Source organism: Actinosynnema sp. NPDC023587 (genome assembly GCF_040640215.1).
In the GTDB taxonomy this organism is placed as follows: Bacteria; Actinomycetota; Actinomycetes; order Mycobacteriales; family Pseudonocardiaceae; genus Actinosynnema.
The window spans coordinates 152,129-178,497 of record NZ_JBFABG010000001.1; the positions used below are offsets into that span (position 1 = coordinate 152,129).

General features: G+C 71.5%; 27 protein-coding genes and 1 tRNA gene. 6 read left to right on the plus strand and 22 right to left on the minus strand.

Annotation, left to right across the window (positions count from 1 at the left end):
• Positions 1-8: 8 nt before the first annotated feature.
• From metG to AB0G01_RS00755, 4 genes are all read right to left on the minus strand, one after another.
• Positions 9-1,799 carry a methionine--tRNA ligase gene (gene metG / locus AB0G01_RS00740; RefSeq protein WP_360937921.1) on the minus strand — a complete coding sequence of 597 codons (1,791 nt, stop codon included), beginning with the start codon at positions 1,797-1,799 and terminating at the stop codon, positions 9-11.
• A 63-nt stretch (positions 1,800-1,862) separates the two neighbouring features.
• Positions 1,863-2,036, minus strand: coding sequence for a DUF397 domain-containing protein (locus AB0G01_RS00745; RefSeq protein WP_360937924.1), 174 nt, complete (start codon positions 2,034-2,036; stop codon positions 1,863-1,865).
• A gap of 12 nt (positions 2,037-2,048) precedes the next feature.
• Entirely contained in the window at positions 2,049-2,222 is a 174-nt protein-coding gene (locus AB0G01_RS00750) for a DUF397 domain-containing protein (protein ID WP_360937927.1), read from the minus strand.
• Positions 2,223-2,234: 12 nt separating this feature from the next.
• Positions 2,235-3,080 (minus strand): helix-turn-helix transcriptional regulator, encoded by an 846-nt coding sequence (locus tag AB0G01_RS00755; protein WP_360937930.1) that lies wholly within the window; start codon positions 3,078-3,080, stop codon positions 2,235-2,237.
• 87 nt (positions 3,081-3,167) lie between these two features.
• Here AB0G01_RS00755 and AB0G01_RS00760 point away from each other — a divergent pair, with 87 nt between their 5' ends.
• On the plus strand, positions 3,168-3,416 hold the full coding sequence (locus AB0G01_RS00760) for a hypothetical protein (protein ID WP_360937933.1): 249 nt from the start codon (positions 3,168-3,170) through the stop codon (positions 3,414-3,416).
• A 26-nt stretch (positions 3,417-3,442) separates the two neighbouring features.
• Here AB0G01_RS00760 and rsmI read toward each other — a convergent pair whose 3' ends face one another.
• Entirely contained in the window at positions 3,443-4,288 is an 846-nt protein-coding gene (rsmI, locus tag AB0G01_RS00765) for a 16S rRNA (cytidine(1402)-2'-O)-methyltransferase (RefSeq protein WP_360937936.1), read from the minus strand.
• Between the two features lie 144 nt (positions 4,289-4,432).
• Between rsmI and AB0G01_RS00770 the strand changes: the two genes are divergently transcribed.
• The gene (locus AB0G01_RS00770) at positions 4,433-5,884 is read left to right on the plus strand and encodes a phospholipid carrier-dependent glycosyltransferase (protein WP_360939821.1); all 1,452 of its coding nucleotides are present in this window, start codon (positions 4,433-4,435) and stop codon (positions 5,882-5,884) included.
• A 40-nt stretch (positions 5,885-5,924) separates the two neighbouring features.
• Here the strand turns inward: AB0G01_RS00770 and AB0G01_RS00775 are convergent, their stop codons facing one another.
• From AB0G01_RS00775 to AB0G01_RS00855, 17 genes are all read right to left on the minus strand, one after another.
• Positions 5,925-7,205 carry a hypothetical protein gene (locus AB0G01_RS00775; protein WP_360937939.1) on the minus strand — a complete coding sequence of 427 codons (1,281 nt, stop codon included), beginning with the start codon at positions 7,203-7,205 and terminating at the stop codon, positions 5,925-5,927.
• Between the two features lie 218 nt (positions 7,206-7,423).
• Complete coding sequence (locus AB0G01_RS00780) at positions 7,424-7,591, minus strand: hypothetical protein (RefSeq protein WP_360937942.1); 168 nt, start codon at positions 7,589-7,591, stop codon at positions 7,424-7,426.
• A 65-nt stretch (positions 7,592-7,656) separates the two neighbouring features.
• Positions 7,657-9,597 (minus strand): protein kinase, encoded by a 1,941-nt coding sequence (locus AB0G01_RS00785; RefSeq protein WP_360937945.1) that lies wholly within the window; start codon positions 9,595-9,597, stop codon positions 7,657-7,659.
• Positions 9,598-9,613: 16 nt separating this feature from the next.
• Positions 9,614-10,174 carry a TetR/AcrR family transcriptional regulator gene (locus AB0G01_RS00790; protein WP_360937948.1) on the minus strand — a complete coding sequence of 187 codons (561 nt, stop codon included), beginning with the start codon at positions 10,172-10,174 and terminating at the stop codon, positions 9,614-9,616.
• A gap of 207 nt (positions 10,175-10,381) precedes the next feature.
• Positions 10,382-11,689, minus strand: a complete 1,308-nt coding sequence (locus tag AB0G01_RS00795; RefSeq protein ID WP_360937951.1) for an alpha-lytic protease prodomain-containing protein — start codon at positions 11,687-11,689, stop codon at positions 10,382-10,384.
• A 292-nt stretch (positions 11,690-11,981) separates the two neighbouring features.
• Positions 11,982-14,993 carry a UvrD-helicase domain-containing protein gene (locus AB0G01_RS00800; RefSeq protein WP_360937954.1) on the minus strand — a complete coding sequence of 1,004 codons (3,012 nt, stop codon included), beginning with the start codon at positions 14,991-14,993 and terminating at the stop codon, positions 11,982-11,984.
• A gap of 33 nt (positions 14,994-15,026) precedes the next feature.
• A complete protein-coding gene (locus AB0G01_RS00805) occupies positions 15,027-15,512 on the minus strand; it encodes a pyridoxamine 5'-phosphate oxidase family protein (RefSeq protein ID WP_360937957.1) in 486 nt (161 codons plus the stop codon).
• A 10-nt stretch (positions 15,513-15,522) separates the two neighbouring features.
• Positions 15,523-16,329: a PIG-L family deacetylase gene (locus AB0G01_RS00810; RefSeq protein ID WP_360937960.1), complete on the minus strand. Its 807-nt coding sequence runs from the start codon at positions 16,327-16,329 to the stop codon at positions 15,523-15,525.
• 141 nt (positions 16,330-16,470) lie between these two features.
• On the minus strand, positions 16,471-17,178 hold the full coding sequence (locus AB0G01_RS00815; RefSeq protein WP_360937963.1) for a hypothetical protein: 708 nt from the start codon (positions 17,176-17,178) through the stop codon (positions 16,471-16,473).
• A gap of 35 nt (positions 17,179-17,213) precedes the next feature.
• Positions 17,214-17,936, minus strand: coding sequence for a Crp/Fnr family transcriptional regulator (locus AB0G01_RS00820; protein WP_360937966.1), 723 nt, complete (start codon positions 17,934-17,936; stop codon positions 17,214-17,216).
• Positions 17,937-18,115: 179 nt separating this feature from the next.
• Positions 18,116-18,715 (minus strand): hypothetical protein, encoded by a 600-nt coding sequence (locus AB0G01_RS00825; protein WP_360937969.1) that lies wholly within the window; start codon positions 18,713-18,715, stop codon positions 18,116-18,118.
• 40 nt (positions 18,716-18,755) lie between these two features.
• A complete protein-coding gene (locus AB0G01_RS00830; protein WP_360937972.1) occupies positions 18,756-19,445 on the minus strand; it encodes a Crp/Fnr family transcriptional regulator in 690 nt (229 codons plus the stop codon).
• A 438-nt stretch (positions 19,446-19,883) separates the two neighbouring features.
• Positions 19,884-19,959 (minus strand) — tRNA-Ala (locus tag AB0G01_RS00835).
• A gap of 73 nt (positions 19,960-20,032) precedes the next feature.
• Positions 20,033-20,701 carry a gephyrin-like molybdotransferase receptor GlpR gene (glpR, locus tag AB0G01_RS00840; protein ID WP_360937975.1) on the minus strand — a complete coding sequence of 223 codons (669 nt, stop codon included), beginning with the start codon at positions 20,699-20,701 and terminating at the stop codon, positions 20,033-20,035.
• 158 nt (positions 20,702-20,859) lie between these two features.
• Positions 20,860-21,522, minus strand: coding sequence for a GNAT family protein (locus AB0G01_RS00845; protein ID WP_360939823.1), 663 nt, complete (start codon positions 21,520-21,522; stop codon positions 20,860-20,862).
• A gap of 94 nt (positions 21,523-21,616) precedes the next feature.
• On the minus strand, positions 21,617-22,840 hold the full coding sequence (gene glp, locus AB0G01_RS00850; RefSeq protein WP_360937978.1) for a gephyrin-like molybdotransferase Glp: 1,224 nt from the start codon (positions 22,838-22,840) through the stop codon (positions 21,617-21,619).
• A 14-nt stretch (positions 22,841-22,854) separates the two neighbouring features.
• The gene (locus AB0G01_RS00855) at positions 22,855-23,736 is read right to left on the minus strand and encodes a UTP--glucose-1-phosphate uridylyltransferase (RefSeq protein ID WP_360937981.1); all 882 of its coding nucleotides are present in this window, start codon (positions 23,734-23,736) and stop codon (positions 22,855-22,857) included.
• Between the two features lie 38 nt (positions 23,737-23,774).
• Here AB0G01_RS00855 and AB0G01_RS00860 point away from each other — a divergent pair, with 38 nt between their 5' ends.
• From AB0G01_RS00860 to AB0G01_RS00875, 4 genes are all read left to right on the plus strand, one after another.
• Positions 23,775-24,341 carry a 5-formyltetrahydrofolate cyclo-ligase gene (locus AB0G01_RS00860; protein WP_360937983.1) on the plus strand — a complete coding sequence of 189 codons (567 nt, stop codon included), beginning with the start codon at positions 23,775-23,777 and terminating at the stop codon, positions 24,339-24,341.
• Between the two features lie 105 nt (positions 24,342-24,446).
• The gene (locus AB0G01_RS00865; protein WP_360937985.1) at positions 24,447-24,794 is read left to right on the plus strand and encodes an FmdB family zinc ribbon protein; all 348 of its coding nucleotides are present in this window, start codon (positions 24,447-24,449) and stop codon (positions 24,792-24,794) included.
• Positions 24,795-24,892: 98 nt separating this feature from the next.
• Positions 24,893-25,390 (plus strand): SAF domain-containing protein, encoded by a 498-nt coding sequence (locus AB0G01_RS00870; protein WP_360939825.1) that lies wholly within the window; start codon positions 24,893-24,895, stop codon positions 25,388-25,390.
• Positions 25,391-25,723: 333 nt separating this feature from the next.
• Positions 25,724-26,140 (plus strand): glyoxalase superfamily protein, encoded by a 417-nt coding sequence (locus AB0G01_RS00875; RefSeq protein ID WP_360937987.1) that lies wholly within the window; start codon positions 25,724-25,726, stop codon positions 26,138-26,140.
• The last annotated feature ends 229 nt before the right edge of the window (positions 26,141-26,369 follow it).

Genomic DNA, 26,369 nt, shown 5'->3' on the forward strand with positions numbered 1-26,369 from the left:
ACCCCGGCTCACTTGACGATGGGGGCCCACTCCGGGCCGGTCTCCGCCAGCTCGGGGTCGAGCTTGGCGAACAGCGGCGCGGGCTTGGCCAGCGGGCGGCCCACCGGGATCGGCGTGGACGCCCACCGGGCCTGCTCGCCGGCGTAGTCGCCGGTGAGCACCGGGTACCGGCGCTCCGGCACGTCGAGGTCGGCGACCTCGTCGAGCCTCGGCTGGGCCGCCCACACGCCCGTGCCGCCCAGCGCCTCGTGCACCTTCTGCGCCGAGTGCGGCAGGAACGGCGTGAGCAGCGTGTTCGCGTCCTGGACGACCTGGAGCGCGGTGTGCAGGACGGTGTCCCGGCGGGCCGGGTCGTCCTTGAGCTTCCACGGCTCCTGGTCGGACAGGTAGCGGTTGGCCGCGCCGACCACCTTCATCGCCTCGCCGGAGGCGTGCTTGAACCGCGAGCGGCGCAGCGCGTCGCCGACCACCCCGAACGCGTTCCGGGAGAGGGTCAGCAGCTCGTGGTCGGCGTCGGTGAGCGCGGTCGGCGTCGGCACCGCGCCGACGTTCTTGTGCGCCATCGAGATCGACCGGTTGACCAGGTTGCCCCACTCGTTGGCCAGCTCGAAGTTCGTGCGCCGGACGAACTCGTCCCAGGTGAAGTCGGTGTCCTGGTTCTCCGGGCCGGCCACCGAGATGAAGTAGCGCAGCGCGTCCGGGCCGAACTCGCGCAGGAAGTCCGTCACGTAGATGACGGTGCCGCGCGAGGTGGAGAACTTCGAGCCGCTCATGGTGAGGAACTCGCTGGACACCACCTCGGTGGGCAGGTTCAGCGCGCCGAACGCGCCCGGCGCGCCGCCCTTCGCGCCCTGGCCGTTCTGGCCGAGCAGCAGCGACGGCCAGATCAGCGAGTGGAAGACGATGTTGTCCTTGCCCATGAAGTAGTAGCCCTGGGCGTCACCGGTCCAGAACTCCTTCCAGGCGTCGTCGTCCCCGGAGCGCCGGGCCCACTCGACCGAGGCGCTGAGGTAGCCGATCACCGCGTCGAACCACACGTAGAACCGCTTGAGCGGCTGGTCGCGCCAACCGTCCAGCGGGATCGGCACGCCCCAGTCGAGGTCGCGGGTGATCGCGCGCGGGCGCAGGTCCTTGATCAGGTTCTGGCTGAACTTGAGCACGTTCGGACGCCACTCGGTGCGCGTCTGGAGCCAGCCGCCGAGCGCGTCGATGAACTGCGGGAGGTCCAGGAACAGGTGCTCGGTCTCGACGAACTTCGGCACCTCGCCGTTGATCCGCGAGCGCGGGTTCTTCAGGTCGATCGGGTCGAGCTGGTTGCCGCAGTTGTCGCACTGGTCGCCGCGCGCGCCGTCGTAACCGCAGATCGGGCAGGTGCCCTCGATGTAGCGGTCCGGCAGGGTGCGGCCGGTCGACGGGCTGATCGCGCCCATCTCGGTCTTGGGGATGACGTAGCCGTTGCGCCACAGGGCCAGGAACAGGTCTTGGACGACCCGGTAGTGGTTGCCGGTGGTGGTCCGGGTGAACAGGTCGTAGGACAGGCCCAGCCCGTGGAGGTCCTCGGCGATCACGCGGTTGTACTTGTCCGCGAGCTCGCGCTCGGTCAGCCCCTCCTTCTCCGCCTGGACGGAGATGGGCGTGCCGTGCTCGTCCGTGCCGGAGACCATCAGCACCCGGTTCCCCGACATCCTCATGTACCGCGAGAACACGTCGGAAGGGACACCGAACCCTGACACGTGACCGATGTGACGGGGCCCGTTCGCATACGGCCACGCCACCGCGGTCAACACGGAAGCACTCATGTGCTAAGCCTACGGAGGTGCCGCCACCCGGTTTCGGGCGGCTCTGGCTGGGCGATCTCGCGCCTACCGGGCGAGCCTCCGGGTCAACGCCCGCCAGGCGGCGGGCGTGAAGACCAGCCGGCCGGCATCGGGACTCTTGGAGTCACGCGCGAGGACCCCGTGGGAAGCGAACGCCACTTCGACGCAAGCTCCGTTGTTGGCGCTGTAGCTGCTCTTGATCCATGGGCCGGCGGACATGATGGCGAACCCCTAACGAGTGAGATCGGCCGTCAACGCCCGCCAGGCGGCGGGCGTGAAAGCCAGGCGGCCGGCATCAGGACTCTTGGAGTCACGCGCGAAGACCACATCGGCGGCAAACGCCACTTCTACGCAGGCCCCGTTGTTGGTGCTGGAGCTGCTCTTGACCCACCGGAGCCCGTGCACGGGAGCCTCCTGTCAGCTGCCGTCGATCAACGACTGGATGTGCGCGGAGGACTGCTGCGCGGACAACGCGACCGTGCGCAGGTTCTCCACCGCCATCTTATAAGTCCTCACGTCGTCCTGGTCCTGCACATAGACCGCGCCGTCGAGCCGTTCGGCGTAGGCGATCGACTGCGCCCGAGCGAAGTCGAGCACGAAGAACCCACCGGTTCCCGCCGCGTGCGGTCCGTCCTCGGGTCGAAGGACCTGGATCGTCACGTTCCGGCGCTTGGCGAGGGCCAAGAGGTGCTTGTACTGCGCCCGCCGGATGTCCGGCGTCCCGACCTCCAACCGCAACGCGGCCTCGCCGATCACGGCGTGCAGCTCCAGCGGCTCGGGCTCGGTCAACCGCTTGGCCCGCGCGACCCGGAACGACACGAAGCGCTCGCTGTGGTCCCGGCGGACGAAGCCGGTCGCCTCGGTGATGGCCTGTGCGTACTCCTCCGTCTGCAACAGCCCCGGCAACACCATCGGCTCGAAGCTGAACTCCGTCTCGGCCAGACCTTCGAGACCGACGAACGTCTTGAACCAGTCCGGCACCAGGTGGGACCACGGAGCCCACCAACTCTTGCCCTCCGAACTGCCGGCGAGCGAGGCCAGCCGTTCGACGTCGGCGCGGCCGGCCCCGTAGAGGGTCATGAGCTTGGTAACGTCGTCCGGGAACTGCTGGTAGCGGCCCGTCTCCATGTGCCCGACCTTGGCCCGCGTGATCCCGGTTTCCCCGGATGCCTGGACGAGGGTGAGACCGCTGAGCTTCCGGTAGTGGGTCAGCTCGACGCCGACCAGCCACCGCAGCGCCGAAGGATCGCTTCGAGTCGTCATGCACCGATCATCTCCTAGACGTCTCGCGCGCACATTCACACGATCGGGCAATATCCTCGAAGCTAGCTTTCTAGCTACCGTCAGCTCATGGATCTTCTCGGAGATTTGGAATACGAGGCCCGGACCTCTCCCCCGAGGCTGTTCGCGCTGGTAGGCGTCAGTGCGCGACAGGAGGACGACCCGGGCTTCGTCGCGTGGGGGCTGGAGTTCGACGAGCCGCGCAGTGCCGTCCTGTGGTCCGAGGACGGCGGGACGTGGCAGTCGGCGAGCGCAGACGCGTTGCTCGCCCGCCACCGCCTGCTCGGCGACGCTCGCCTCGTCTGGCTGGACGGCTGACCGGTCTACCGACGGCCGACCGACCCTCAGCCGGCGCTGACCGCCGCGTCGTACAGGGCCTTCTTGCTCACCCCGGCCGCCGCCGCGACCTCGGCCGCCGCCGCCTTCATCCGCTCACCGTCCGCCACCCGCTGCCGCACCTCGGCCACCAGCGACTCCATGGTCGGCCCCGCCGCCGGCGTGCCGGGCGCGAGCACCACCGTGATCTCGCCCTTCACGCCCGCCGCCGCCCACTCGGCCAGTTCACCGAGCCCGCCGCGCCGCACCTCCTCGTAGGTCTTGGTCAGCTCCCGGCACACCGCTGCCCGCCGGTCAGCGCCCAGCACCGCCGCCGCGTCGGCCAGCGTCGCCGCCAGCCGGTGCGGCGATTCGAAGAACACCGCCGTGCGCGGCTCCGAAGCCAGTGCGCCGAACCAGCGTTGACGTTCACCAGATTTCCGGGGCGGAAAACCCTCGAAGCAGAACCGGTCGGACGGCAGTCCCGACACCGCGAGCGCCGTCGTCACCGCCGACGGCCCCGGCAGGCAGGTCACCGTCAGCCCCTCCTCGACGCACGCGGCCACCAGCCGGTAGCCGGGGTCGGACACGCTGGGCATGCCGGCGTCGGTCACCAGCAGCACCGTCTTGCCCGCGTGGAGGGCCTCGACCAGACCGGGCAGCCGAGTGGTCTCCACCTGGTCGTAGAAGCTGATCACGCGCCCGCCCACCTCGACGTCGAGCGCGGAGGCGAGCGAGCGGAGGCGTCTGGTGTCCTCGGCGGCCACCACGTCGGCGCTCGCCAGAGCGGCCACCAGACGTGGCGAAGCGTCACCGATGTCGCCGAGCGGAGTCGCGGCGAGCACCAGACGGCCTGATCCGGATACAGGTCTCACACCGTTCACCCTACGATCGGCCCCGTGAGCCTGATCGCACCGCAGTCCGCAGACGACGTGGTCGACGTCGGGGAGCTGCCCCCGACCAGCCCGCCTCCGGGCAACGACCGCGAACAGCGGGCCCGGCTACTCGACCCCGGTCCGATGTCCAACGCCCTGCGCGGCTGGCTGGTGACGCTCGCCGTGGTGCTGGTCGGCGGCCTGGTGCGGTTCTGGAACCTCGGGTACCCGACCGACAAGGGCACGCCGAACTTCGACGAGAAGCACTACGTGCCGCACGCGGCGCAGGTGCTGCGCAACGGCGGGTACGAGGACAACCCCGGCTACGAGCTGATCGTCCACCCGCCGCTGGGCAAGCAGCTCATGGCGATCGGCCAGTGGCTGTTCGGCTACGACGCGGTGGGCTGGCGGTTCGCCTCCGCGCTGGCCGGGACGATCACGATCCTGCTGGTGGTGCGCATCGCGCGCCGGCTGACCAGGTCGGACCTGCTCGCCGCGATCGCGGGCGTGCTGCTGATCGCGGACGGCATGAGCCACGTGCAGTCGCGGATGGGCATGCTCGACGTCTTCGTGACGCTCTTCGTGGTGGCGGCGTTCGCGTGCGTGGTGGCCGACCGGGACCAGGTACGGGCACGACTGGCCGTCGCGGTGCGCGAGGGCTGGGTGAACAACTCGGTGTTCGGGCCGGCGCTGGGCTTCCGGTGGTGGCGGTTCGCGGCCGGCATCTCGCTGGGCCTCGCGTGCGGCGTGAAGTGGTCGGGCGCGTGGTACATCGCGTTCTTCGGCCTGCTGACGGTCCTGTGGACCGCCACCGCGCGGCGGGCGGCGGGCGTGCGGCGGCCGTGGACGGGCGCGATCGTGCGCGACGTGCTGCCGTCGCTGTTCGCGCTGGTGCTGATCCCGATCCTGGCGTACCTGGCGACGTGGTGGTCGTGGTTCGCGAGTGAGACGGGCGTCGACCGGCACGTGGCGGGCGTGAAGATCCCGGAGGACTCGTGGATCCCGGAGCCGCTGCGCGCGCTCTGGTACTACAGCAGCAACATGCTCGACTTCCACACGCACCTGGTGACGTCGGAGACCAACAAGCACCCGTGGGAGTCGAAGCCGTGGACGTGGCCCATGGGCCTGCGTCCGATGCTCTACCACTACGAGGGCGAGCTGACCGGCTGCGGCACGGCGACGTGCGTCGGTGCGATCATGCTCATCGGCACGCCCGCGATGTGGTGGCTGGCGTTCCCGGTGCTGGCGTGGGCGCTGTGGCAGGCGATCGCCAAGCTGGACTGGCGCTACACCGCCGTGCTCGTCGGCTACGGCGCGGGCTTCCTGCCCTGGTTCACCAACGTGGACCGGCAGATGTACTTCTTCTACGCGATGCCGCTGGCCCCGTTCCTGGTGCTGGGGATCGTGCTGGCGCTGGGCGAGATCCTGGGCAGGTCGTCGGCGGGCAAGGAACGGCGCGGCACGGGACTGCTGGTCGTGGCCCTCTACGTGGGACTCGTGGTGGCGAACTTCGTGTGGCTGTGGCCGATCCTCAACGCCGTGCCGATCACACCGGACATGTGGGAAGCGCAGCGCTGGCTGCCCTCCTGGCGGTGACGCCGGGGAGGGGGCGACACCGTCACCCCCTCCCGCCGGGTCAGTCCTGGGCCGTGGCGTCGACCGGCACCTTGGGCGCGGTCACCTCCGGACCGTCCTGGGACGACGGCGCGGTGGAGACCAGGGCGGACGGCACGTCGATCGGTGGGGTGAACGTCTCGTCGGGCCGGATGCGCGGCGGGGCCGCCGCCCACGGCTTGAGGTTCTGCACGACGTCCTCGTAGAAGCCGGTGACCGCGCCGAGCACCGAGTCGATGAACGAATTCCGCCCGGTTCCGCGCTTGGTCCCGGCCGGCACGGAGTGGGCGACCCGGAAACCCCGGATCTCCCGCGCGGGATCGGCCACCAGCACCGACGGGTCGGCCTTCACCGCGCGCAGCAGCTCGGACGCCCCGGCACCGCGCGCGTGCAGCGCGAACGCCTCCAGCCGGAGCGTCTCCGGAGCGTCTTTCAACTGCCGGACCAGCCAGTTGACGCGGGTCGTGGCGCGGCCTTCCCGAGGTCCGTCCAGGTCGACGTGGCAGCCGATCCGGCCGGCCCGGAGGTCGGCGGTGATCTGCAACGTGCCGGCGGTGCCGGGGATCTGGATCCCGGCGGTCAGCCGCCCCTCGCCCACCAGCTGCGCGACCTGCTTGGCTACCCGCAACTGCGGTTCGGCGACCTCCTTCCGGGTCAGCGCGGGCGTGACCTCGGTGCCCAGCCTGCGGCCGAGTTGCAGGCAGGCGAACCGGACCAGCGCGTCGAACCGGAGGGCCACCTCGGGCGCGGCCTTGTCGGTGGCGCGCAGCGTGCCTGCCTGGATGGACTCGCGCAGCGGGACCCAGGACGTGCCCATGTCCTCGAACGCCATCGCGCCCGAGCGCGGGTGCTCCAGGTACCGGATCAGCTCGCCGAGCACCCACGCCTGGTCCGGGTCCGCGACGCCGCGGTGCTCCTTCTGCATGACCGCCTCGCACAGCACCTGCGTCCACGACCAGTGGTGCAGGGCGACCTTCCGCACCTTCCGCCGGTCGACCGTGGTCGGGTGTTGACCGGGTAGGGCGGGGATCTCGTTGGAGATCGTGATCAGGGCGTCGAAGCCGTGCTCGCGGGCGATGTCGAGGTAGTTCTCCAACTGCTCGCGCCGGAGTTCGTTCGTCCCGGTCTTCACCTCGACCAATGCGGTCCACGTGCGCTGCCCCCGGCTCACCCGGATGAGGCCGTCGGGGATGAACTTCTTGCCCTCCAGGTCGAACGGCACCTCGATGAACGTCTGCACCGAGGCGGCCGGCGCGCCGAGCGGCTGGGTGAGCGTGCGGCCGAACTCGCGGACCGCCGACATGACCGCGAGCAATGCGGAAGTCGCCCGGCGTTCCTGTTCTTCCGCGCCATTGATTCCCGAGGTGGGAATCAGCCTGGCAGCATGCCAATTTTCTTCGGAAGACATCGACCACCTCGTCCAAGGAACTGATCCAAGAATCACCGAATAATTCGTGGAAGTGCCCGGATCCGTTACTCCGAGGGCAGCTCGTTCACCCGTTCGCCGCAGTCGCCGTCGGCTCAGGTCGGGAGTCCGGTCGGCACCGCGTCGCGGGTGCTCTCGAAGAGGACCGGGCTGCGGCGAGTCACCCGTTCGAGGTCTCCGACCCGCGCCGGCTGCGGCGACGGCAGCGGGCACGGCGGGAAGCTGCTGCCGAACCGGGTGCCGACCGCCGCCCGCGCGTCCACGGTGGTGGTGCCCGGGTCCTCCGGGTGGTGTCCGCTGGTGGCCGGCGGTCAGCGCACCGGGCGGGTCAGCGCACCGGGCGGGTCGGCGGCTCGGGGCGGTCGATCATGCGGGTGACCGGGCCCTCCTTGCTCACGCCCGCCTGGGACAGCCACGACCCGAGCTCGGCCCGGATCGCGGACAGCGCCGGGCGGCGCTTCGGGTCGGCGTCCAGCGCCGTGGTGAGCAGCCGGTGGTGGGCGCTGCGCTGGGGCAGCTTCACGCACGGCTCGCCCTGCGCGGCGGCCATCAGCGACGAGATCGGGTTCTCCCGCGACCCGCGCGGCGGGTGGCCGGTCAGCGCGTAGCTCACCGTGGCGGCCAACTGCCAGGCGTCCGACGCCGGGCTGGCCGCCTCGCCGCGCGCGGTCTCCGGGGCGAGGAAGTCGGGCGTGCCGACCATCATCCCGGTCGCGGTGAGCGTGCTGTCGCCCTTGGACCGCGCGATGCCGAAGTCGATCAGGTGGGCCGTGCCGCTGCCGTCCACGATCACGTTGGACGGCTTGACGTCCCGGTGCAGCACGCCCCGCTCGTGCGCGGCGGCGAGGGCGTCGGCCATGTTCACCCACAGCCGCGCGGCCAGCGCGTCCTGCATCAGACCGCTCTTGAGCACCACGTCGGACAGCGGTTGGCCGTCGATGTACTCCATGACGATGGCCAGGCCGTCCGGGTCCTGCACGATGTCGAAGACCCGCACGCAGTTCGGGTGCCGCACCGCCGCCAGGGCCCGCGCCTCGCGCAGCATCCGCTGCTCGGTGTCGTTGTCCGGGGCGTGCGCGAGCTTCACCGCGACGGTGCGGTCGAGCTGGGTGTCGACCGCCAGCCACACCGTGCCGAACCCGCCGCGCCCGAGCTGCCGGACGCGCCGGAACCGCCCGCTCGCGGGGTTCCACACCTTGCCGTCGCCGGTGGCGGGCGTGGGCATCGGCGCGCTCGCACCGGGTCCGAACGGCAGCGGGCCGGGGGTGTCGGCGAGCTTCGCGGGCTGCTCGACGCGCGTCGGCCGGGGCCCGCTCGGCTGCTGCGCGGGTGCCTGGTGGGTCGGCGGCTGCTCGACCGGCGGCACCTCGGCGACCCGCGTCGGCGGGTACTGGCGGGGCTGCTGCGAGGGCTGCACCGGCTGCACGGGCTTCTGGGCGGGCGGGTTCGGGTTGTACTGCGGCACGGGCCGGTACGGCGGCACCTGCGCCGGCTGGTACGGCGGCGGCTTGGGCGGCCCCTGGTAGGGCGGCGGGTTGGCGCGCGACGACGCGGCAGACGACGACTGCGGCTGCGGGGAGTTCGGCGTGCCGCGCTCCCGTCCGGGGCGGTTGAGCATGGCGGTAGTCAACCCGAAAACCCGCACGACCAGTGAGCCGATCAGCGCAACCGGGAAGAATCCGAGGAGCAGGTGGCCCACCAGCGTCACGGGCAGTGCCGAGGTGGCTACCAGGAGGACCAGGAACGGCGGCCAGAACACCCGGCGCGGCCAGTTCGGACCGAGGCGGAAGGCCGAACCCGCCTGCACCATCACGAAGATCAGGCACAGCAGCGCGAGCACCCCGGTGATGCAGGCGGCGACGAGGTGCCCCACGGCGGCCTGCCCGGTGACCACCTTGACGATCGACGGCGCGCCGACCAGGTAGCCGTCCTGGGTGATCGCCATGCACGGCGAGTCGCTCAACGACTCCATGCCGCTCAGCGAACCGGTGCGCAGCGCGTTGAACGTGCCGGAGAACAGGATCCACGGGAGCACCAGCGTGCTGGAGACGCCGAGCACGGCGAAGATCGCGCCGGTCACCGGGCCGTAGGAGTTGCCGACCACCCGGCGGACGGTGATCGCGAGCAGCGCCGCCAGCGTGGGCAGCACGCCGATCAGCCCGCCGAGCGCCGTCGTGGTCCACGCCCAGTCACCGGGGCAGATCGGGACGGCGGTCCAGCCGTGCAGCCATGCGAGCAGCGACTCGGCCAGCTCCACGCCCTCCACCACCCCTTCTCGTCGCCCCTCAGGGTACGGGTGCCGGCCAAGCGGACAGGGCCGCACGGGCAACGCGCCCGAGTTCCCCGCGCGTTGCGCCGTCGCGGGCGAGCCCGGACATGCCGTGCACGGTCGCGGCCACGAACACGGCCAGCCCGTGCGCGTCGGTGGAGCCGGGGAGCACGCCGGCGGCGACGTCCGCGCTGATCTTGGCCTCGACGGCGTCGATCGCGGCGCGGCGGTGCTCGGCCAGCTCGGGGGCGCTCAGCACCAGGCAGCCGCGCGGGCGCTCGGGGTCGGTGTACCCGGTGGCGGCCTCGTGCAGAATCCGCTCGACGGCGGCGCGGGCCGTGGGCTCCTCGGCGAGGGCCCGGCCGGCGAACGCGCCGTAGGTGTGCCGGTACCGCTCGACGACCTCGGCGAACAACGCCTTCTTGTCGCCGAAGGCGGCGTAGAGGTTGGGCGGGTTGACCCCGGTGAGCCTGGTGAGATCGGCCACGGAGGTCGCGTCGTAGCCCGCCCGCCAGAAGGCGCGCGTCACCTGGTCGAGCACCGCTTCACGGTCGAAACCCCGTTTGCGCCCTGCCACGGCCACATTTTATAACGACCGCTACAAACCGTCGTCCGAATTTTCCGGCTCCCGGCGCGAAAAAGCCGGGAACGGCCAGGTGACCTGGCCGTTCCCGGGAGTAGTGGGGGCGGGGCGCCTCCGCAAACGCCCCGTCATCCCCGGTAGACGCGCGGGAAGGGGGGCCCGACGGCCGTCGAGCCCCTCCCCCGCGCGCGAAGCTTGCCGCTAGCCCACGCGCGACCACAGAGCGGGCACGACGGGCGGGTCCCAGCCGGTCTGGGACTTGTGCCCCTGCAAGCACCTGTACCCGACGCCGCTGTACGTGACAGTGGTACCGGCCGCGTACTGGACGCCTGGCTGCCAGGACGTTCCGCCACCAGGGTTGCTGGTCGTCGTCGTCGGCCCGGTAGTCGGAGTGCCGCCGCCGTCGATGACCAACTGGAGGCCGTAGGCCTGGAGGATCGGGTTCACCGGCTGGTAGTACGTGGTGCCGCCGGATGAACAGTTTCCGGAACCGCCCGAGGTGACGCCCTGAGCCTGGTCACCGGAGAGCCACGAGCCACCGGAGTCGCCGGGCTCGGCGCAGGCGTTCGTGCGGGTGACACCGGAGATGGTGCCCTCGGGGTAGGTCACCGAGGTGTTCTTCTGCTGGATGGTGCCGCAGTGCCAGCCGGTCGTCGAGCCGGACCGGCAGACCGAAGCGCCGACCGCCGCCTCGGTGGACCCCTTCACCGGAACGGTGCCGGGGTAGCGGTTGACCAGGCCGCGCATGGTGTTGCCCGAGTTGACCCGGACCCACGCGTAGTCACGACCCGGGAAGGTCGAACCGGCGAACGTGCCGCTCGGCTGAGTGGTGGAGGAGCCGGTCTTGCCGCAGTGGCCGGCGGTCACGAAGCCGCCGTTGACCGAGAAGCCGACCGAGCAGCGACCGCCGCCGCCCATGTAGTACGCGTTGCCGCCGATCACGTCGATCAGGGCGCGCGGGTTCTCGTCCGACTTCTCGATCCGCACGTCGGCCGCGTTCACGCCGCTGGCCTGGACGAACGCCTTCGCGCTGTCGGTGTTGCGGGCGAGCACGACCACGGAGTTGGACTGCACGTCCACGTACCACGCGGGCACGTCCTTGGGCGCGTTCTTGTTCGCGTCCAGCTTGGACTTCAGGGTGTCCAGCTGGATCTGGCTGAGCTTGACCACCTTGGGCGTCGCACCGGCGTCCTTGACGGCCTGGATCTGGGCCTGGCTGGTGACCGCCACCGTGAACTCGGAGGCGTCGCCGTTCAGCCACGAACCGGCGTAGCCGGTGCCCAGCTTGGCCTTCAGGGTCTGCTCGGTGGTCGCGGCCTTGGCTTCGCGGTCGATCCGGGTGCGAGCCTGGTCCGGGGTGATCTTGAAGTCACGCGCCATGGCGGCGATGACTCCGTCTTCTTGTGGTGCTGTCGGGGGGCCGGCGGTCGCTGTAGTGGTGAGAGCTGCTGCCACACCGGCAGCGCTCAAAACCGTGACGGCGACGGCGGCGGCGATGCGTCGAGTCATCCGCGGTCTCCTTGCAGGGGGGTGGTGACACAGGATGCGGGGCCGTTGCGACCGACGCTAGCCGGCTGGGGGAGACGGCGGATATGCCAGTAGGGTCATAACGTCAGGTTATGGTCCAGTCCACTTGTGATCTTATGGACCACATCGCACCAGGTCAGACCCCTACATGAGTACCGGACAAACGGTTAAGTCACCAGTGATGAGTTAACAGGCGACGTCCGGGAAGCGACGCGACGAGGCTGCCCGGCGGCACCAGCTGGGCGGTTCGCCGACCGGGCGCGCCACCGGGCGCTCAGAGCAGGCTGAGCTGGGTGCCGCCGCCACGGCGCTTCGGCCGGGCGTCGCCGACCCGCTCGACCCCGGTCAGCTCCGCCAGGAACGGCGACCGCGCGCGCTCGCCGGAGTGGCTGAGGAACAGGTGCCGCCGCGCCCGCGTCATGCCGACGAACATCAGCCGGCGCTCCTCGTCCACGGCGTCCACGTCGTCGTCCACGGCGGAGCCGGGCCACCGCAGCGGCAGCACCCCGTCCGCGCACCCGACGACGAACACGACCGGGAACTCCAGCCCCTTCGACGCGTGCAGGGTGAGCAGCGAGATCCGGTCGGCGCGCGGGTCCCAGGTGTCGACCTCGACACCCAGCGCCAACGTCGTGCGGAACCGCTCGAAGTCCGAGCCGCACTCGACCGCCAGCGGCTTGAGGAGCTCGTAGGCGGTGTGGTCCTCGCCGGCCGACGCGCGCACCCGGTCCAGCACGGAGTTCCCGGTGGCGCGAGCGAGCCCGCGTGCGATCCGGGCCACGCCGGGCCGGTCCGCGAGCCGGTCGTGCGACCGCTTCTGGAACGGCAGGCCGGACCGGGTCAGCACCTCCACCAGCGCCCGCGACTGCCGATCGGTCCGGTAGAGCACGGCGAAATCGGAGAACCCCAGCCCCTGCGCGCCCTCGGACACCGACACCCGACCGCTGTCGAACGCGTGGAACGACGCCCCGCCCAGCACCCGCTCCACGGTCCGCGCCACGAACACCGCCTCGGCCTGCTCGGACGACGCGTGGTGCACGCCGATCCGCGCGTCGCCGTGCTCGCCCACGGCCCGCAGCTCCCGACCCGGCACCAGGGAGGTCGGCGCGATCACCTGCACGGCACCCTCGACGATTCGCGCGCTGGAGCGGTAGTTGCGGGTGAGCTGGACGCTCGGCGCGCCCGGGAAGTCCTCGCGGAACCGCAGGAAGAAACCGACGTCCGCGCCCCGGAACCGGTAGATCGCCTGGTCCGGGTCGCCGATCGCGGTCAGGTTGCCGTCCGCCGGCGCGAGCAGCCGCAGCAGCCGGTACTGCCGCTCGTCCACGTCCTGGTACTCGTCGACGGAGATCCAGCGGTACCGCGCGCGGTACGCCGTGACCAGCTCGGCGTCGTTCTCCAGCAGGGCCAGCGGCAGCGCGACCAGGTCGTCGAAGTCGACCAGGTCCTGGGCCCGCAACGCCTTCTTGTACTGCTCGTCGCCCTCCTCGACCAGCCGGCGGGCCTCCTTGTCCCCGCCCGCGACGGAGAGCGCCACCTCCACCTGCCGGTCCGGGTCGGCGATGCCGAAGTCCGCGGGCAGGCCGGCCGCGGCGTGGTGCTCGCGCAGCATCCGCACGCCCAGCGAGTGGAACGTCACCACGGTCAGCCGGTGGGCGTGCCCGGGTGCGAGCGCGACCAGCCGCTCGGCCATCTCCTCGGCGGCGCGCCGGGTGAACGTGATCGCCAGGCACTCCTCCGGCGGCACACCGCGTTCGGTGACCAGGTGCGCGATCCGGTGCGTCAGCGTGCGGGTCTTGCCCGTGCCGGGGCCGGCGATGATCAGCAGCGGCCCTCCGCCGGCCGCCGCCGCCGCGCGCTGGTCGGGGTCCAACCCGTCCAGTAACGACCCCTCGCCGTCCACAGTGGACTGAACGGGTGCCGGCGGCGCGGTCTGGGCGGGTTCGGTTCCGGCGTGCCCGGGTTCCGGTCGGGGGGCGGGCGGGCGCGGCGTCGGTTCCGCCGGCGCGAACTCGAACAGCGACAGGGACGCGCTGCGCCGGTCGAGCTCCCCCGGTTCGAACAGCCGGATCACGCCGTACTCGCCGTCGTAGCCGGCGTCCCGCACCACCTGACCGCGCCGCAACCGGTCCACGGCCTCGCCCAACAGCGTGGAGTGCGCGGTCAGGACGTCCACCGGGACGTTCTGGAGGATGCCCAGCTCCGGCCCCAGCGCGGCGGTCAGCCGGTCGACCTCGACGGCCACCTTCTTGCTCTTCGGCCCGGTGCCGACGAGCTCGCTCACGATCTCCGGCAACGGCACCAGGTTGCGGAACCCGGCGGCTCCGTCCGGCCGGAAGCCCGCCGGCCGGTCCGCGAGCTCCGTTACCCGGCTGAGGACGCCGACCGTCACCGGCTTGCCGCACTCGGGGCAGATCCCCCGGTGGGCCAGCGTTTCCGCGGGCTCCAGCCGGACGCCGCACTTGCGGTGGCCGTCGACGTGGTACTTGCCCTCCTCGGGGAAGAACTCGATCGACCCGGCGAATCCGTCACCGGTCTCCAGCGCGCGCTTCACCGCGTGGTAGTCCAGCGCGGTGTCGAAGACGGTCGCCTCCCGGCCCAGCATCGGCGGCGAGTGCGCGTCGGAATTGCTGACCAGGCGGTACCGGTCGAGCCCGGAGACCCGCCAGTTCATCTCGGGATCGCTGGACAGGCCGGTCTCCACCGCGAAGATGTGGTCGGCGAGGTCGACGTAGCAGTCCGCGATCGCGTCGAACCCGGATTTCGAGCCCAGCACGGCGAACCACGGCGTCCAGACGTGCGCGGGCACCAGGTAGCCGCCGCACTCTAGGGTGATCTCCAGCAGGTCGCGGGAGTCCAGCCCGAGGATCGGCCGCCCGTCGGACGCGATGTTGCCGATCCTGGCCAGCCGCCGGTTGAACCCGGCCGCCGAGTCCAGGTCCGGCATGTAGACCAGGTGGTGCACCTTGCGGGTGCGGTCGCCGCGCTTGTAGATGGTGGAGATCTCCACGGACAGCATGAACCGGACCGCAGTGCCCGCGAGCGACGGCGCGAGCGTGCGGTCGACCTCCCGGTCCAGGTCGGCGCGCAGCCGGAACAGGCCGGGCTCGGCCGGCACCAGGTTCTCCCGCAGGTGGTCGTGCCACGCGGGGTGGGTGAAGTCGCCGGTGCCGACCAGCGAGATCCCCTTGCGCCGCGCCCACCAGGTCAGGTGCTCCAGGTCGCAGTCCCGGCTACAGGCTCGCGAGTACTTCGAGTGGATGTGGAGGTCGGCCACGAAGCGCACCGGCCCGATCCTAGTCCTGGCCGGTGCGGGGCCTCACGTCGCCGGGTTGCGGAAGGCGATCATCCGGGCGGGCTCGATCCGGGCCCACGGCAACGCGTTCATCCAGCCGTCCCACGCCGCCCGCCCGTACACGCCGGCCAGGAACGCCCGCAGCGCGTCGTCCGGCACCACCTCGTGGGCCGTCCCGTGCACCGTGACCTGCAACCGCTCGCCGTCGACCACCGCCGCCGAGACGGCGGGACGTGCCCGGACGTGCCGGAACCGCAAGGCGTCCGGGCCCGACCCGAAGTGCAGCCGACCTCGGTGGAACAGCCCGTCGACCGGGCTCACCCGGGGTTCGCCGGCGGCGGTGGTCGTCGCCAGGACCATGACCCGCATCGCGCCCAGCTCGGCGACCACACCCGCCGCGTCCAGCCGCCGTTCCGGCGTGACCACGGACCGCAGGTGCGATCCCGCCACCGCGTAGGAGTCGTCCAGCAAGCGCTGCAACCACTTCAGGTCTTCGGCGGTCTCGTGCACAACGGCGAGGCTAGACCCGGAAGTCGTCCGGCGGTGCCCACGGGTCACCCACCTCGAACACCCGCTCGCGGTACTGGCGGTCCATCACGTTGTCCCAGTCGCCCGGGTTCAGGCTCGGGTCGTGCGGCCGGTACGCGTGCCACACCGCGGTCTTCTGACCCCGCCAGAACCCGGTCGAGTTGGGCGGCCGTCGCCGGATCGCGTACCCGGCGTACTCGTCCCGCCGGATGCGGGTCCGCCCGTCCTCGTCCAGGTCCGCCAGGGCGACCAGGATCGCGCCGGCGGTGTGGTCGACGTGGTCGCGGTCCTCCTCGCGGTGCCCGACGGTGCTCAGCGTCCGGATGTAATCCGGCCCGGCCCGCTCCAGCAGGTCCCGCAGCACGCCGGTGAACGACTCCCGGGTGTACGGCGGCCGGTCGTCGATCGGGTTCGCGACGAAACCCCCGTCCAGCACCATCCGCGCCAGGTCCCCGGTCTGGTCGCTGCCCCCGGCGGCGTGGACGAACGTGAACACCAGGCGCACGCCGGTCCCGTCCAGCGTGTTGGTCGCGACGGGGTGCCCACCCAGCGTCAACGCCTCGAACGTCCACCGGTCGCGGACCCGCGCGGCCCGCGCGTACGCGGCCCGCTCCCCCCGGACGCGCATGTCGGCGTAGTCCATGCCGCACGCGGGGAACCCCTCCCCGCAGGGGAGGTCCCCGGCGCTGAGGTACACCACCCACACCTCGAACCCGGCCCGCACGTCGGACAGGATGTCCGGGTTCATGAACAGCAGATCGTCATCCGGGTGCGCCGCGAAGCTCACCGTGGTCGGCATCGGTCCTCCCCCTTCTCCCCCTGTCGGAGAAGAGGGCGAGACCCCCGGGCCGAATACCGGGCGGGGGTGGCGAAGTCCTCTGACGGTCGGCTCGACGGGTGCACCGCCGCCAGTCCGCGACGGCAGCGCGGCCGACCCGCCTCAGTCCCCGAGCCCGAGCACCACGTCCGGTGGTCCGTCCACCCGGAAAACGCGAACGGCGTCCGCGATCTTCACGGACGCCGTTCCCGGCTTCGCCCGGCGCGGCGGGGACGCGAGCTCCCCTCCGGGGGGCACCCAGAGCCAACCCAGCCGCCGGAAGTCCTTGGCGGGCACGTGGATCGGCCGGAACCCGACCTGGTCCAGCCCGCGCTCGCCGCGCCGCACCACCTCGGTGTAGAAGCGGTCCGACACGATCAGCCCGAGGTCGTGCGCGGGCGAGTCGGCCAGCGCCTGGCGGAACCGGGGCGCGTCCACCAGCCGCGCGGTCGCCACCACCGGGTCACCGCCGACGTGCGGCACCTCCATCACGGTCTCGCCGTGGTCCAGGGCCACCCGCAGGCGCAGCCGGTGTTCCGGGTTCGACACCCGGTTGACCTCGCTCAGCGCGATGGGGATCTCCCGCAGCACGAAGTCGGACAAGATCCACGCCTTGGCGACGCAGCCCTCGACCACCAGCGTCGCGCTGTCCCCGTCGGCCCGCCGATACGAGCTGCCGATCGGGTAGCGGGGGTCCCGGACCGCGTCGAACGCCAGGTCGAGCACGGCTTCCAGCGCCCGGTCCAACGACACCTGCCTGCCGCGGTCCCCGGCGCTGGAGCCGACGACGTCGAACCGCAGCACCGTGCGCGCGAGTGCGAGTGTGCTCACGTTGCCTCTCCTGGGGGAAGGGTCGTCAGATGTGGTCACCTTTGGCGGCACGCACCGCCGCCACCACATCCCGTGACGTCTTTCCCGGGGTTCAGACCGGACAGCGCGGCGAAACAGCCCAGGCAGGGGATGTCCACCCGCCCGTACCCGGTGGTGACGAGCCGCCGCGCCCGCAGCCCCCGCAACGCGCGCTGCGCCGACACGTGGGAGGCCGCCGCGAGCTGCGCCAGTTCCTCCTGCCCCAACGGCACGGACACCCCGCCCGGCCCGTGCGCACCGTCCTCGGCGAACACCTCGGCCAGTTCCGCGAGCACCCGCGCGACGCGGGTGTCCACACTGTCCGACGTCAGCTCGGCCTGCTTGCGCTCGGCGTCCCGCAACCGCTGGGACACCTGCCGGACGACCTCGCGCGCGATCGCGGGGCGTTCCTCCATGATGCCGGTGAACCGGGCCTTGGCGATCTTGATCGCCGACACCGCACCGTGCGCCACCACGGACGCCGAGCGCGGGCCGTCGTCCACGCAGGACATCTCGCCGAGCAGCTCCCCGCCGCCCCGGATACCCAGCAGCCGCTCGTGCCCGGAACCGTCCCGGACGACGACCTTCACCCGCCCGGACTCCACCAGCAGCACGCAGTCCCCCGGTTCTCCCTGCCGCATGAGGTGCTCCCCGGCGGCATAGCGGACCCGCCGCCCGGATTCCACCAAGGCCTGCAAATCCGCGGTCCGCACCCGGACCGCGAATGCTTTTCCGGCCACCAAGCCACCCCCGCCCACGGCCCCACCCGCCGACGTCGCACTCCAACGCTATCGCCGCCACACAATGCACCGGACGGCCCCGGATTTCCAGTCGCCCCGTCGAGAAGTGCCCGGGTATTTCCCGAATCCGCACTATCCGGGAGAAGCGCGGCCCGGAGTCGCGCAGACTCCGGGCCAGGTCACCGTTCCCGCTTGGGCACGTAGACCCACGCGGAGCACCGGGTGCCCTTCACGGACACCTCGACCGGGCGGAACGGGACCCGGTCGAGGCCACGTTCGCCGTTGAGCACCACCCCCGCGCGGAAGCGGTCGGACACGATCACGCCGAAGTCCTCCTCGGGCGCGTCGACCAGGGCCTGCCGGAACGGCTCGGCGTCGATCAGCCGGGCCGTGCCGACCACCGGTGCGCCCGTGATGTGCGGCGGGTCGATCACGGTGGGCCCGTCGTCCACCGCGATCCGCACCCGCAGCCGGTAGCGGTCGATGAGCGGCTTGTTGACCTCGCCCAGCGCGAGGTCGAACTCGCGCAGCACGAGGTCCGACAGCACCCACGCCTTGGCGATGTCGGCACCGAACGCCAAGGTCGCGCTGTCGCCGTCCGCGCGCTGGAAACGGCGCGCGGACGCGTACAGGTTGTGGTGGTCGAGGGTGGTCAGCGCGATGTCGAGCATGTCGGTCAGCGCCTGGTCGAGGTGTCGCTGGCGACGCCTGCCGCCGGACCCCGAGTCGACCACGTCCAACCGCGCTACGGTGCAGTCGGTGGCAAGGGAAGCGTTCACGGTGCCTCGCTGGATGGGTTCGTCGCGGAAAACGTTGCCGTCACCCTTCAGGGCACGAACCGGCCCCGCCACATCCGTTGATACTTCCGGGCAACTTCCCGTACTTCTGCGTTGACAAGGCGGCTCGCCGCAGGCAGGCCAAACAGGGGATGAGCACCGAACCCTTGCGCGCGCGGGCGTCCACGACGCGCTGGTCGCGCAGGACCTTCATCCCGCGCACCACGGACAGGTCGGAGATCCCCGCGAGACCGCCCAGCTCGGCCTGGGTCAGCGGCACCAGCAGCGGACCGGTGGTCGGGTCCTCGGCGAACCCCTCGGCGGCCTGCGCCAGCGCCCGGACCAGCGCCGCGCCCGAGGACGCCTTGGTGCGCCGGGACTCGGCGGTCCGCAGCTTGGCGATCGCGAGCCGCAGCAGGTCCCGTTGAATCCTCGGGTTCGCGTCCAGGTAGGCCAGGAAGTGCCTGCCGGGGATCTTCACCACGGTCACGTCGTCGTGCGCCCGCACCGAGGCGGTGCGCAGTCCGTCCTGGAAGAAGGCGAACTCGCCGAGCAGCTCGCCCCTGCGCCGGACGGCCATGAGGCCGTGGTCCCCGCTGTGGATTGTCACGTGGCCGTGCAGCAGCACCATCACGCAGTCGCTCGGCTCCCCCTGCCGCATCAGGAAGGCCCCGGCCGGGTACCGGGCTTTGTGCCCCCGACCGACCAGGTCCTCGAATTCATCGGGACGCACTCGCGTCTCGAAGGTGTGCATACTTCGATCCGCCCCTCGCCAGAAATTCCACCCGACCCCGCCATGAATCCCGCCGCCAAGATCGATTCGATCCACCCCGAACCCGGTCGATCATTGACTCCGGAGGTGCACAGAATGCCTCGCGAACGCGCCGGATTCCAGTCATTCCCGCAAAGGGGGCTCAATGCAACGAAGACTCACAAGTATTTCGCCGTCCCGACCCGTGACGCGGAGGACGAGCACGGGGCCGGGCGCGGCGGGACGTGCCCGCGCGGGGGCGGGGCGGGCCGGCCGGCCGGCCGGCCGGGAGGCTGTGTGCCGGACCGGAGGTCGGCGTCCCAGGTGGACGGACTCGCCACTCTCGGGGCCGCACAAGCAAAAGGGACGAATCCCGGTTCGCCGGAATCCGCCCCCGATGGGTTCGTGCACGTTGTTCTCTGGTGGAGCTGAGGGGAATCGAACCCCTGACCTACTCGATGCGAACGAGTCGCGCTACCAACTGCGCTACAGCCCCAGTGTTCAGTTGTCGTTCCCGTGGTGCGGGGAGAAGCATATCAGGAGTCGGGGGGTGGTTCCGCCACCCCCCTCTACTCGCCCGAGGCCCGCCGGTACGGGAGGGCCTCCGGGCCGTCGAGCTCCACGAACACGGGGTCTTCGTCGTCCGCGTCGACCACCACGGTGCCGGGGCGGACGTGGTGCTGGAAGCGCGGCTGCGGTGCCAGACCGGTGTCCTCGAACTCCTCCTCGGCCTCCTGCCCGCCGGCGGCGGGAGGCGCGACCGGACGCCGCCGGGACTGGGCGAGCCGGGCCAGCCTGCGGGCGCGGATGTCCTCCTCGATGCGGACCTGGCGGCGCAGGTACACCAGGTACCCGACCAGGGCCAGGTCGACGGCCGCGTGGCCCCACCACACGAGCGGGTACAGCACGCCCGCGACCACGCCGGTGACCAGGGCGGCCAGCAGCAGCGCACCGACCACGCGGCGGCGGAAGGCGTACTTCGCCTGCGCCACGACGGCCGCGGTCTCCGGGTCGTAGCCGCCACGACCGGGCCGGTAGGGCCGGCGGGCGCGCTCCTCCTCGAAGTCCTCGACCTGGTCGGCGAACTCCTCGTAGTCCTCGTCGAACTCGGCATCAGGCATGGCGTCGTACTCCTCCTCCATGCTGTTCCGCGCATCGGCGCGCTTGCGCACGACCATCGGGACGAGGACGACCAACCAGGCCACGACCAGTCCCACGACGATCAGCGAGCTCGGCATCCCCGTCACCTCCCCCTGCCCCGCGGCACGCGAACTGCGTACGCCACGCTAGTCACAACAGTCACACCTGTCTCGGAGGCTCGCCGTCCGGCATACGTACCAAAGTGTGGTCTATCACCCACTTTCGGCTGAGCCGACTCGTCCGCTCGGCCCGCTGGTCAGGCGCTTCGGACGTGCCCCTGTGCGGCCAAACGGCCTACCAGTCCTTCGGGTGGTGTTTCGTCGGCGGTCATCGCGAAGCACAGGTGGTCCCGCCAGTCCCCGGCCACGTCGAGGTACCTCAGGAACAGGCCCTCTTCGCGGAAGCCGGCCTTCGCCAGCACGCGCAGGCTCGCGGTGTTCTCCGGCCGCACGGTGGCCTCCAGGCGGTGCAGCCCGGCGTCGCCGAAGCAGTGGTCCACGACCATCGCGAGGGCCGCCGTGGCCACCCCGCCGCGCGCCCGGTCGGCCGCCACCCAGTAGCCCACCCACGCCGACCGCAGCGACCCGCGCACGATGTTGCCCACGGTGATCTGCCCGGCCAGGTCGCCGTCCACGGTGATCACGAACGGCAGCGCCAGCCCGCGCCGGGCCAGCGACTTCAGCGACGACCACTGCGCGGGCCACGCCATGGCGGCGTTGCGCTCGGGCCAGCCGTCGGCCGCCGTCGGCTCCCAGTTCTCCAGGTAGGCCTGGTCGCGCAGCCGGATGCGGGACCACGTGGAGGCGTCGAACAGCTTCGGCGGGCGCAGCGCGACCAGTCCGGCCTCGACCCGCAGCGGACCGAGCCGCACGGGCCAACCGGGGTGCCTGCCGACCTCCCACGCCAGACCCGCGCCCATCGGTCCCCTCTGCCCCGTCCACACCCGGCGCGCCTGGTCGCGCACCCGCCGGACTCTTCCGGCCTTGACTCTTCTGCGTCTGACTCTTCTGCGTCTAACTCTTCTGGGCGAGGAAGCTGACCAGCACTTCCTCCCCCACGACGACGTCCGTGACGTCCTCGTCGATCATGATCAGGCAGTTCGCCTCGGCCAGCGACGCCAGCAGGTGCGAACCGGAGGTGCCCAGCGGCTGGACGAGGTACTCGCCGTTGTCGGCGTCCCGCAGGAGCTGGCCGCGCAGGTAGCCGCGCCGCCCCTTGGTCGAGGTCAGCGGCGACAGCAGCCGCGCGTTCACCGCCCGCCGGTACGGGTTGCGCTTGCCCAGCGCGGCCCGGATCAGCGGGCGCACCAGCACCTCGAAGACGACCAGCGCGCTCATCGGGTTGGCGGGCAGCAGGAACGTCGGCACCGCGTCCGGCCCGAGCCGGCCGAAGCCCTGCACCGAGCCGGGGTGCATGGCCACCCGGGTCGGGTCGACGTCGCCCAGGTCGGCCAGCGCGGCGCGCACCTCGTCGCCGATCACGCCGCCGACACCGCCCGCGACCACGACGATCTCGGAGAGCAGCAACCGGCCCTCGACCACCTCGCGCAGCCGACGCGGGTCGGTGGACTGGATGCCGACCCGGCTGACCTCCGCGCCCGCGTCCCGCGCGGCGGCGGCCAGCGCGTAGGAGTTGACGTCGTAGACCTGCCCCTGGCCGGGGGTGCGGTCGACGTCGACCAGCTCCTCCCCGACCGAGATGACCGACACCCGAGGCCGGGGGTGGACCAGCACCTTGTTGCGCCCGACCGCGGCGAGCAACCCCACCTGGGCCGCGCCGATGGTCGCGCCGCGGCGCACCGCGACGTCACCGGTCTGCACGTCCTCGCCGGTCCGCCGGACGTACCCGGCGGACGGCACGGGGCGTCGCACGGTCACCTTCGCCGGGTGCCCGTCGGTGTACCCGAGGGGCACCACGGCGTCGGCCAGCGTCGGCAGCGGCGCGCCCGTGGCCACCCGGACCGCCTGGCCCGGTTGCAGCCGTCTCGGCTGGCGCGACCCCGCCGTGATCTCGCCGACCACGGGTAGCTGCACCGGTTCGTCGTTGGCGGCCTGCACGTCCACGCTGCGCACCGCGTAGCCGTCCACCGCCGCCTGGTCGAAACCGGGCAGGGCGCGTTCCGCGACGACCTCCTCGGCGCAGAGCAGGCCCTGCGACTCGGAGATCGCCACGCGCACCGGGGCGGGCCGCACGGCGGCGGCGATCACCCTGGCGACCTGCTCGTCCACTGACCTCATGTGTTGACCCTCGTTCAGGAGTTTCCGAGGCGTTCCCGCAACCACTCCCCCAGCTCGGGCCCGTAGTCCGGGTGCTCAAGTGCGAAGTCAACCGCAGCTTTGAGGAATCCCCCCGGATTGCCCAGGTCGTGTCGCCCACCCCGGTGGACGACGACGTGCACCGGGTGGCCCTCGTCGATCAGCAGTGCGATGGCGTCGGTGAGCTGGAGCTCGCCGCCGGCACCGGGCGTGATCCGCTTGAGCGCGTCGAACACCGCCCGGTCCAGCAGGTACCGGCCGGCCGCCGCGAACGTCGACGGGGCGTCCTCGGCGGCGGGCTTCTCGACCATGCCGACGACCCGCTTGACGTCGTCGTCGCCGATCTCGCGCACGTCGAACACGCCGTACGCGGAGATCTGGTCCTTGGGGATGTCGAACGCGCACAGCACGCTCCCGCCGAACCGCTCGCGCACCGCCGCCATCCGGGACAGCACGCCGGTCGGCAGCACGAGGTCGTCCGGCAGCAGCACGGCCACCGCCTCGTCGTCGCCGGTCAGGTTGCCCTCGGCGCAGCCGACCGCGTGACCGAGGCCGAGGGCCTTGTCCTGGATCGCGGTCTCCACGTCGAGCAGGCCGGGTGCGCGCCGGACCTTCGCGACCAGGGCGGACTTGCCGCGCGCTTCGAGCGTCCGTTCCAGCTCGGGCTGCGGTCGGAAGTACTCGGCGACGGCGTCCTTGCCGGGGGAGGTGACGATCACCAGCTTCGTCGCGCCGGCCTCGGCGGCCTCGGCGGCGACCAGCTCGATCCCGGGGGTGTCCACGACCGGCAGCAGCTCCTTGGGCACCGCTTTGGTGGCGGGGAGGAAGCGCGTGCCCAACCCCGCAGCGGGCACGATTGCTGTCTGGAAGGCGCTCATGGGGAGCGAGCGTAACGGCGCGCCTAGGGTGACCTGCCATGACGTCCGATCTACGTAACCGGAAGACGACTCTGCGCACACGGTTGCGGGCCGCTCGGCGTACGGCGGACCCCGCACCGCTGTCCTCCGAGGTGCTCAGCGCGGTGCGGGCATTTGACGTCGTTCCTGGTCAGACGGTGTGCGCGTACCTGGCGATCGGGGGTGAACCGGGGTCCCTTGCGATGATCGACACGCTTAGGTCCGGGGGTTACCGGGTACTGCTGCCGATCGTCGTCGGGCCGGCCCCGCTGGAGTGGGCTTCGTACGACGGTTCGTTGCGCGCGGGACCCTACGGGTTGCGTGAGCCCGCCGGGGAGCCGCTGGGCGCGTCGGCCATCGGTTCGGCGGCGTTGGTGCTGGTACCGGCGTTGGCGGTGGATCACCGGGGCGTGCGGTTGGGGAAGGGCGGCGGGCACTACGACCGGTCGTTGCCGATGGCCACGGGACCGTTGGCGGCGGTGGTGCGCGATGAGGAGTTCGTCCCGGTCCTCCCGGCGGAACCGCACGACGTCCGGATGGACGCGGTCCTGACCCCCGGGGCGGGTGTGATCCGCCTGCCGCTGTGACGTTGACCTGTGTTGTTTGCGCCGCGTGTGCCGGCCGGCGCATCATCTTCGTTGGCACTCGCGACGGTGGAGTGCCAACTCATGGGACCCGTGGAGGGGCGAACCGTGCCTACCTACCAGTACGCCTGCACCGAGTGCGACCACCGGTTCGAAGCGGTGCAGTCCTTCTCCGACTCGGCGTTGACCCAGTGCCCGGAGTGCGAGGGCCGGTTGCGCAAGCTCTACGGAGCGGTCGGCGTGGTGTTCAAGGGCAGCGGTTTCTACCGCACCGACAGCCGCTCGTCGGCGTCCTCCTCGCCCGCGAAGAGCGAGACGACCTCCACGAAGAGCGAGACGTCGACGACCTCGTCGTCGTCCACCTCATCGTCTGATTCGTCTTCCTCGTCTTCCTCGTCTTCCTCGTCGTCGTCGTCGTCGAAGAGCAGCTCGACCCCGGCTGCGGCAGCCTCGTAGTACCCAAGTTGTCCACAGGCCCCCGAGTTGATCCACAGCTCGGGGGTTCGTGCTTCCCCCACCCCGCCAAGGTCCCTACCGTCAACCCCGTGAACCTCATGCGAAAGATCTTGGCAACGGTGTTGGCCCTGCTCGCAGTGCTGGTGGCCGCCTGGCCCGCCCCTGCCGGGACGCCCTTGGCGGTGGCCGCGCGCGACCTCGCCCCCGGCGTCCCGCTGACCTCTGCCGACCTCAGAACCATCCACTGGCCACCCGAGTTGTCCCCAGCCGGCCCGGTGACCGCGACCGAGGCGGCCGGGCGCACCCTCCTCTCGGCGGCCCGAGCCGGCGAGCCGCTGACCGACGCCCGCCTGGCGAGCCGGGACCCGGACGCGGCGTCGGTGGCCGTGCGCCTGGCGGACCCGGCGGTGGCGGGCCTGCTGCGCACGGGGAGCCGGGTGGACGTGGTGGGCGCGGAGTCGCACGTGCTGGCCGAGGACGCCTCGGTGAGCGCGGTGCGCGACGGTGAGGTCGTGGTCCTGGTGGTGAGCCGGGAAGCCGCGACGACGGTGGCCGCCGAAGCTCTGACCCAACCCGTGACGGTGACCCTGCGCTGACCCGCTCCCACCCCGGAACCCCCCCGTTCGCCCGCACGCCACCCGCCCGCTCCGGGAGCGCGCGACCGGGGCACGCTGCCACTGGACTCCGGCCTCGACAGCGAGGGCTCCGACTCCGGGCCGAAACGATCCCCGTACGCGCCACACAATCGACGAACACTCATCATGGGACCGCTCGGTGCCGGTTCGAATCGACGCTGCACCGGACCTACCGCGACCCCCGCCCGCCCCTGCCCCTCCCCTACCCCTTTTCCGCCCTGCCCTTCCGTTCTGCCCTTTTCCCGCCCCGCCTCTTTTCCCGCCCTGCCCCTGCACCGTCCCGAGGAGAACACAGTGGACTGGAAGCTCGAAGTAGTGATCGTCCCCGTCACCGACGTCGACCGCGCCAAGGAGTTCTACGCCGACAAGCTCGGCTTCCGAGTGGACACCGACCACCGCGCCGGGGACGCGTTCCGCGTCGTGCAGGTCACCCCGCCCGGTTCGGCGTGCTCGATCGTCTTCGGCAAGGGCATGGGCGAGGGCGAGCCCGGTTCGGTGAAGGGCAACCAGTTCGTCGTCGCCGACATCGAGGCCGCCGCCGCGCACCTGGACGCCAACGGCGTGCAGCACTCCGGCATCCAGCACTTCGAGCAGGGCGTCATGGCACCCGGCCTCGACCCGCAGCTCGCCGACTACGGGAGCTTCATCTTCTTCCAAGACCCGGACGGCAACACGTGGGCGGTCCAACACGTCGGCACCCGGTCCAGTTGACGGACCTCGACAACGCGATCCGGGAAACGTCAACCTGATCCGGGCAAAGGTGGCCTTGAGCCGGGAGACCAGCGGGCATGCCTCGCCCCTTCAGGCCCTGCCACCCCTGCCGTTGGCCTTCCGTTGGCCTGCGCGCGCCGCCACGGGCCGACACCGGCCCACGACCCGAACGCACAGGGGACACGCACACCGCTGTGTCACGGGAAGTCGACCAACCCGTTACCCTCCG

Bases quoted from the DNA above. Each gene is read 5' to 3' on its own strand.
- AB0G01_RS00755 (WP_360937930.1), bottom strand. From the start codon at position 3,080: ATGACGACTCGAAGCGATCCTTCGGCGCTGCGGTGGCTGGTCGGCGTC.
- AB0G01_RS00855 (WP_360937981.1), bottom strand. From the start codon at position 23,736: ATGAGCGCCTTCCAGACAGCAATCGTGCCCGCTGCGGGGTTGGGCACG.
- AB0G01_RS00775 (WP_360937939.1), bottom strand. From the start codon at position 7,205: ATGTCGGCGGTCCGCGAGTTCGGCCGCACGCTCACCCAGCCGCTCGGC.
- metG (WP_360937921.1), bottom strand. From the start codon at position 1,799: ATGAGTGCTTCCGTGTTGACCGCGGTGGCGTGGCCGTATGCGAACGGG.
- AB0G01_RS00795 (WP_360937951.1), bottom strand. From the start codon at position 11,689: ATGACTCGACGCATCGCCGCCGCCGTCGCCGTCACGGTTTTGAGCGCT.
- glpR (WP_360937975.1), bottom strand. From the start codon at position 20,701: ATGCCGAGCTCGCTGATCGTCGTGGGACTGGTCGTGGCCTGGTTGGTC.
- AB0G01_RS00845 (WP_360939823.1), bottom strand. From the start codon at position 21,522: ATGGGCGCGGGTCTGGCGTGGGAGGTCGGCAGGCACCCCGGTTGGCCC.
- AB0G01_RS00860 (WP_360937983.1), top strand. From the start codon at position 23,775: ATGACGTCCGATCTACGTAACCGGAAGACGACTCTGCGCACACGGTTG.
- AB0G01_RS00770 (WP_360939821.1), top strand. From the start codon at position 4,433: ATGTCCAACGCCCTGCGCGGCTGGCTGGTGACGCTCGCCGTGGTGCTG.
- glp (WP_360937978.1), bottom strand. From the start codon at position 22,840: ATGAGGTCAGTGGACGAGCAGGTCGCCAGGGTGATCGCCGCCGCCGTG.
- AB0G01_RS00760 (WP_360937933.1), top strand. From the start codon at position 3,168: ATGGATCTTCTCGGAGATTTGGAATACGAGGCCCGGACCTCTCCCCCG.
- AB0G01_RS00870 (WP_360939825.1), top strand. From the start codon at position 24,893: ATGCGAAAGATCTTGGCAACGGTGTTGGCCCTGCTCGCAGTGCTGGTG.
- AB0G01_RS00745 (WP_360937924.1), bottom strand. From the start codon at position 2,036: ATGTCCGCCGGCCCATGGATCAAGAGCAGCTACAGCGCCAACAACGGA.
- AB0G01_RS00810 (WP_360937960.1), bottom strand. From the start codon at position 16,329: ATGCCGACCACGGTGAGCTTCGCGGCGCACCCGGATGACGATCTGCTG.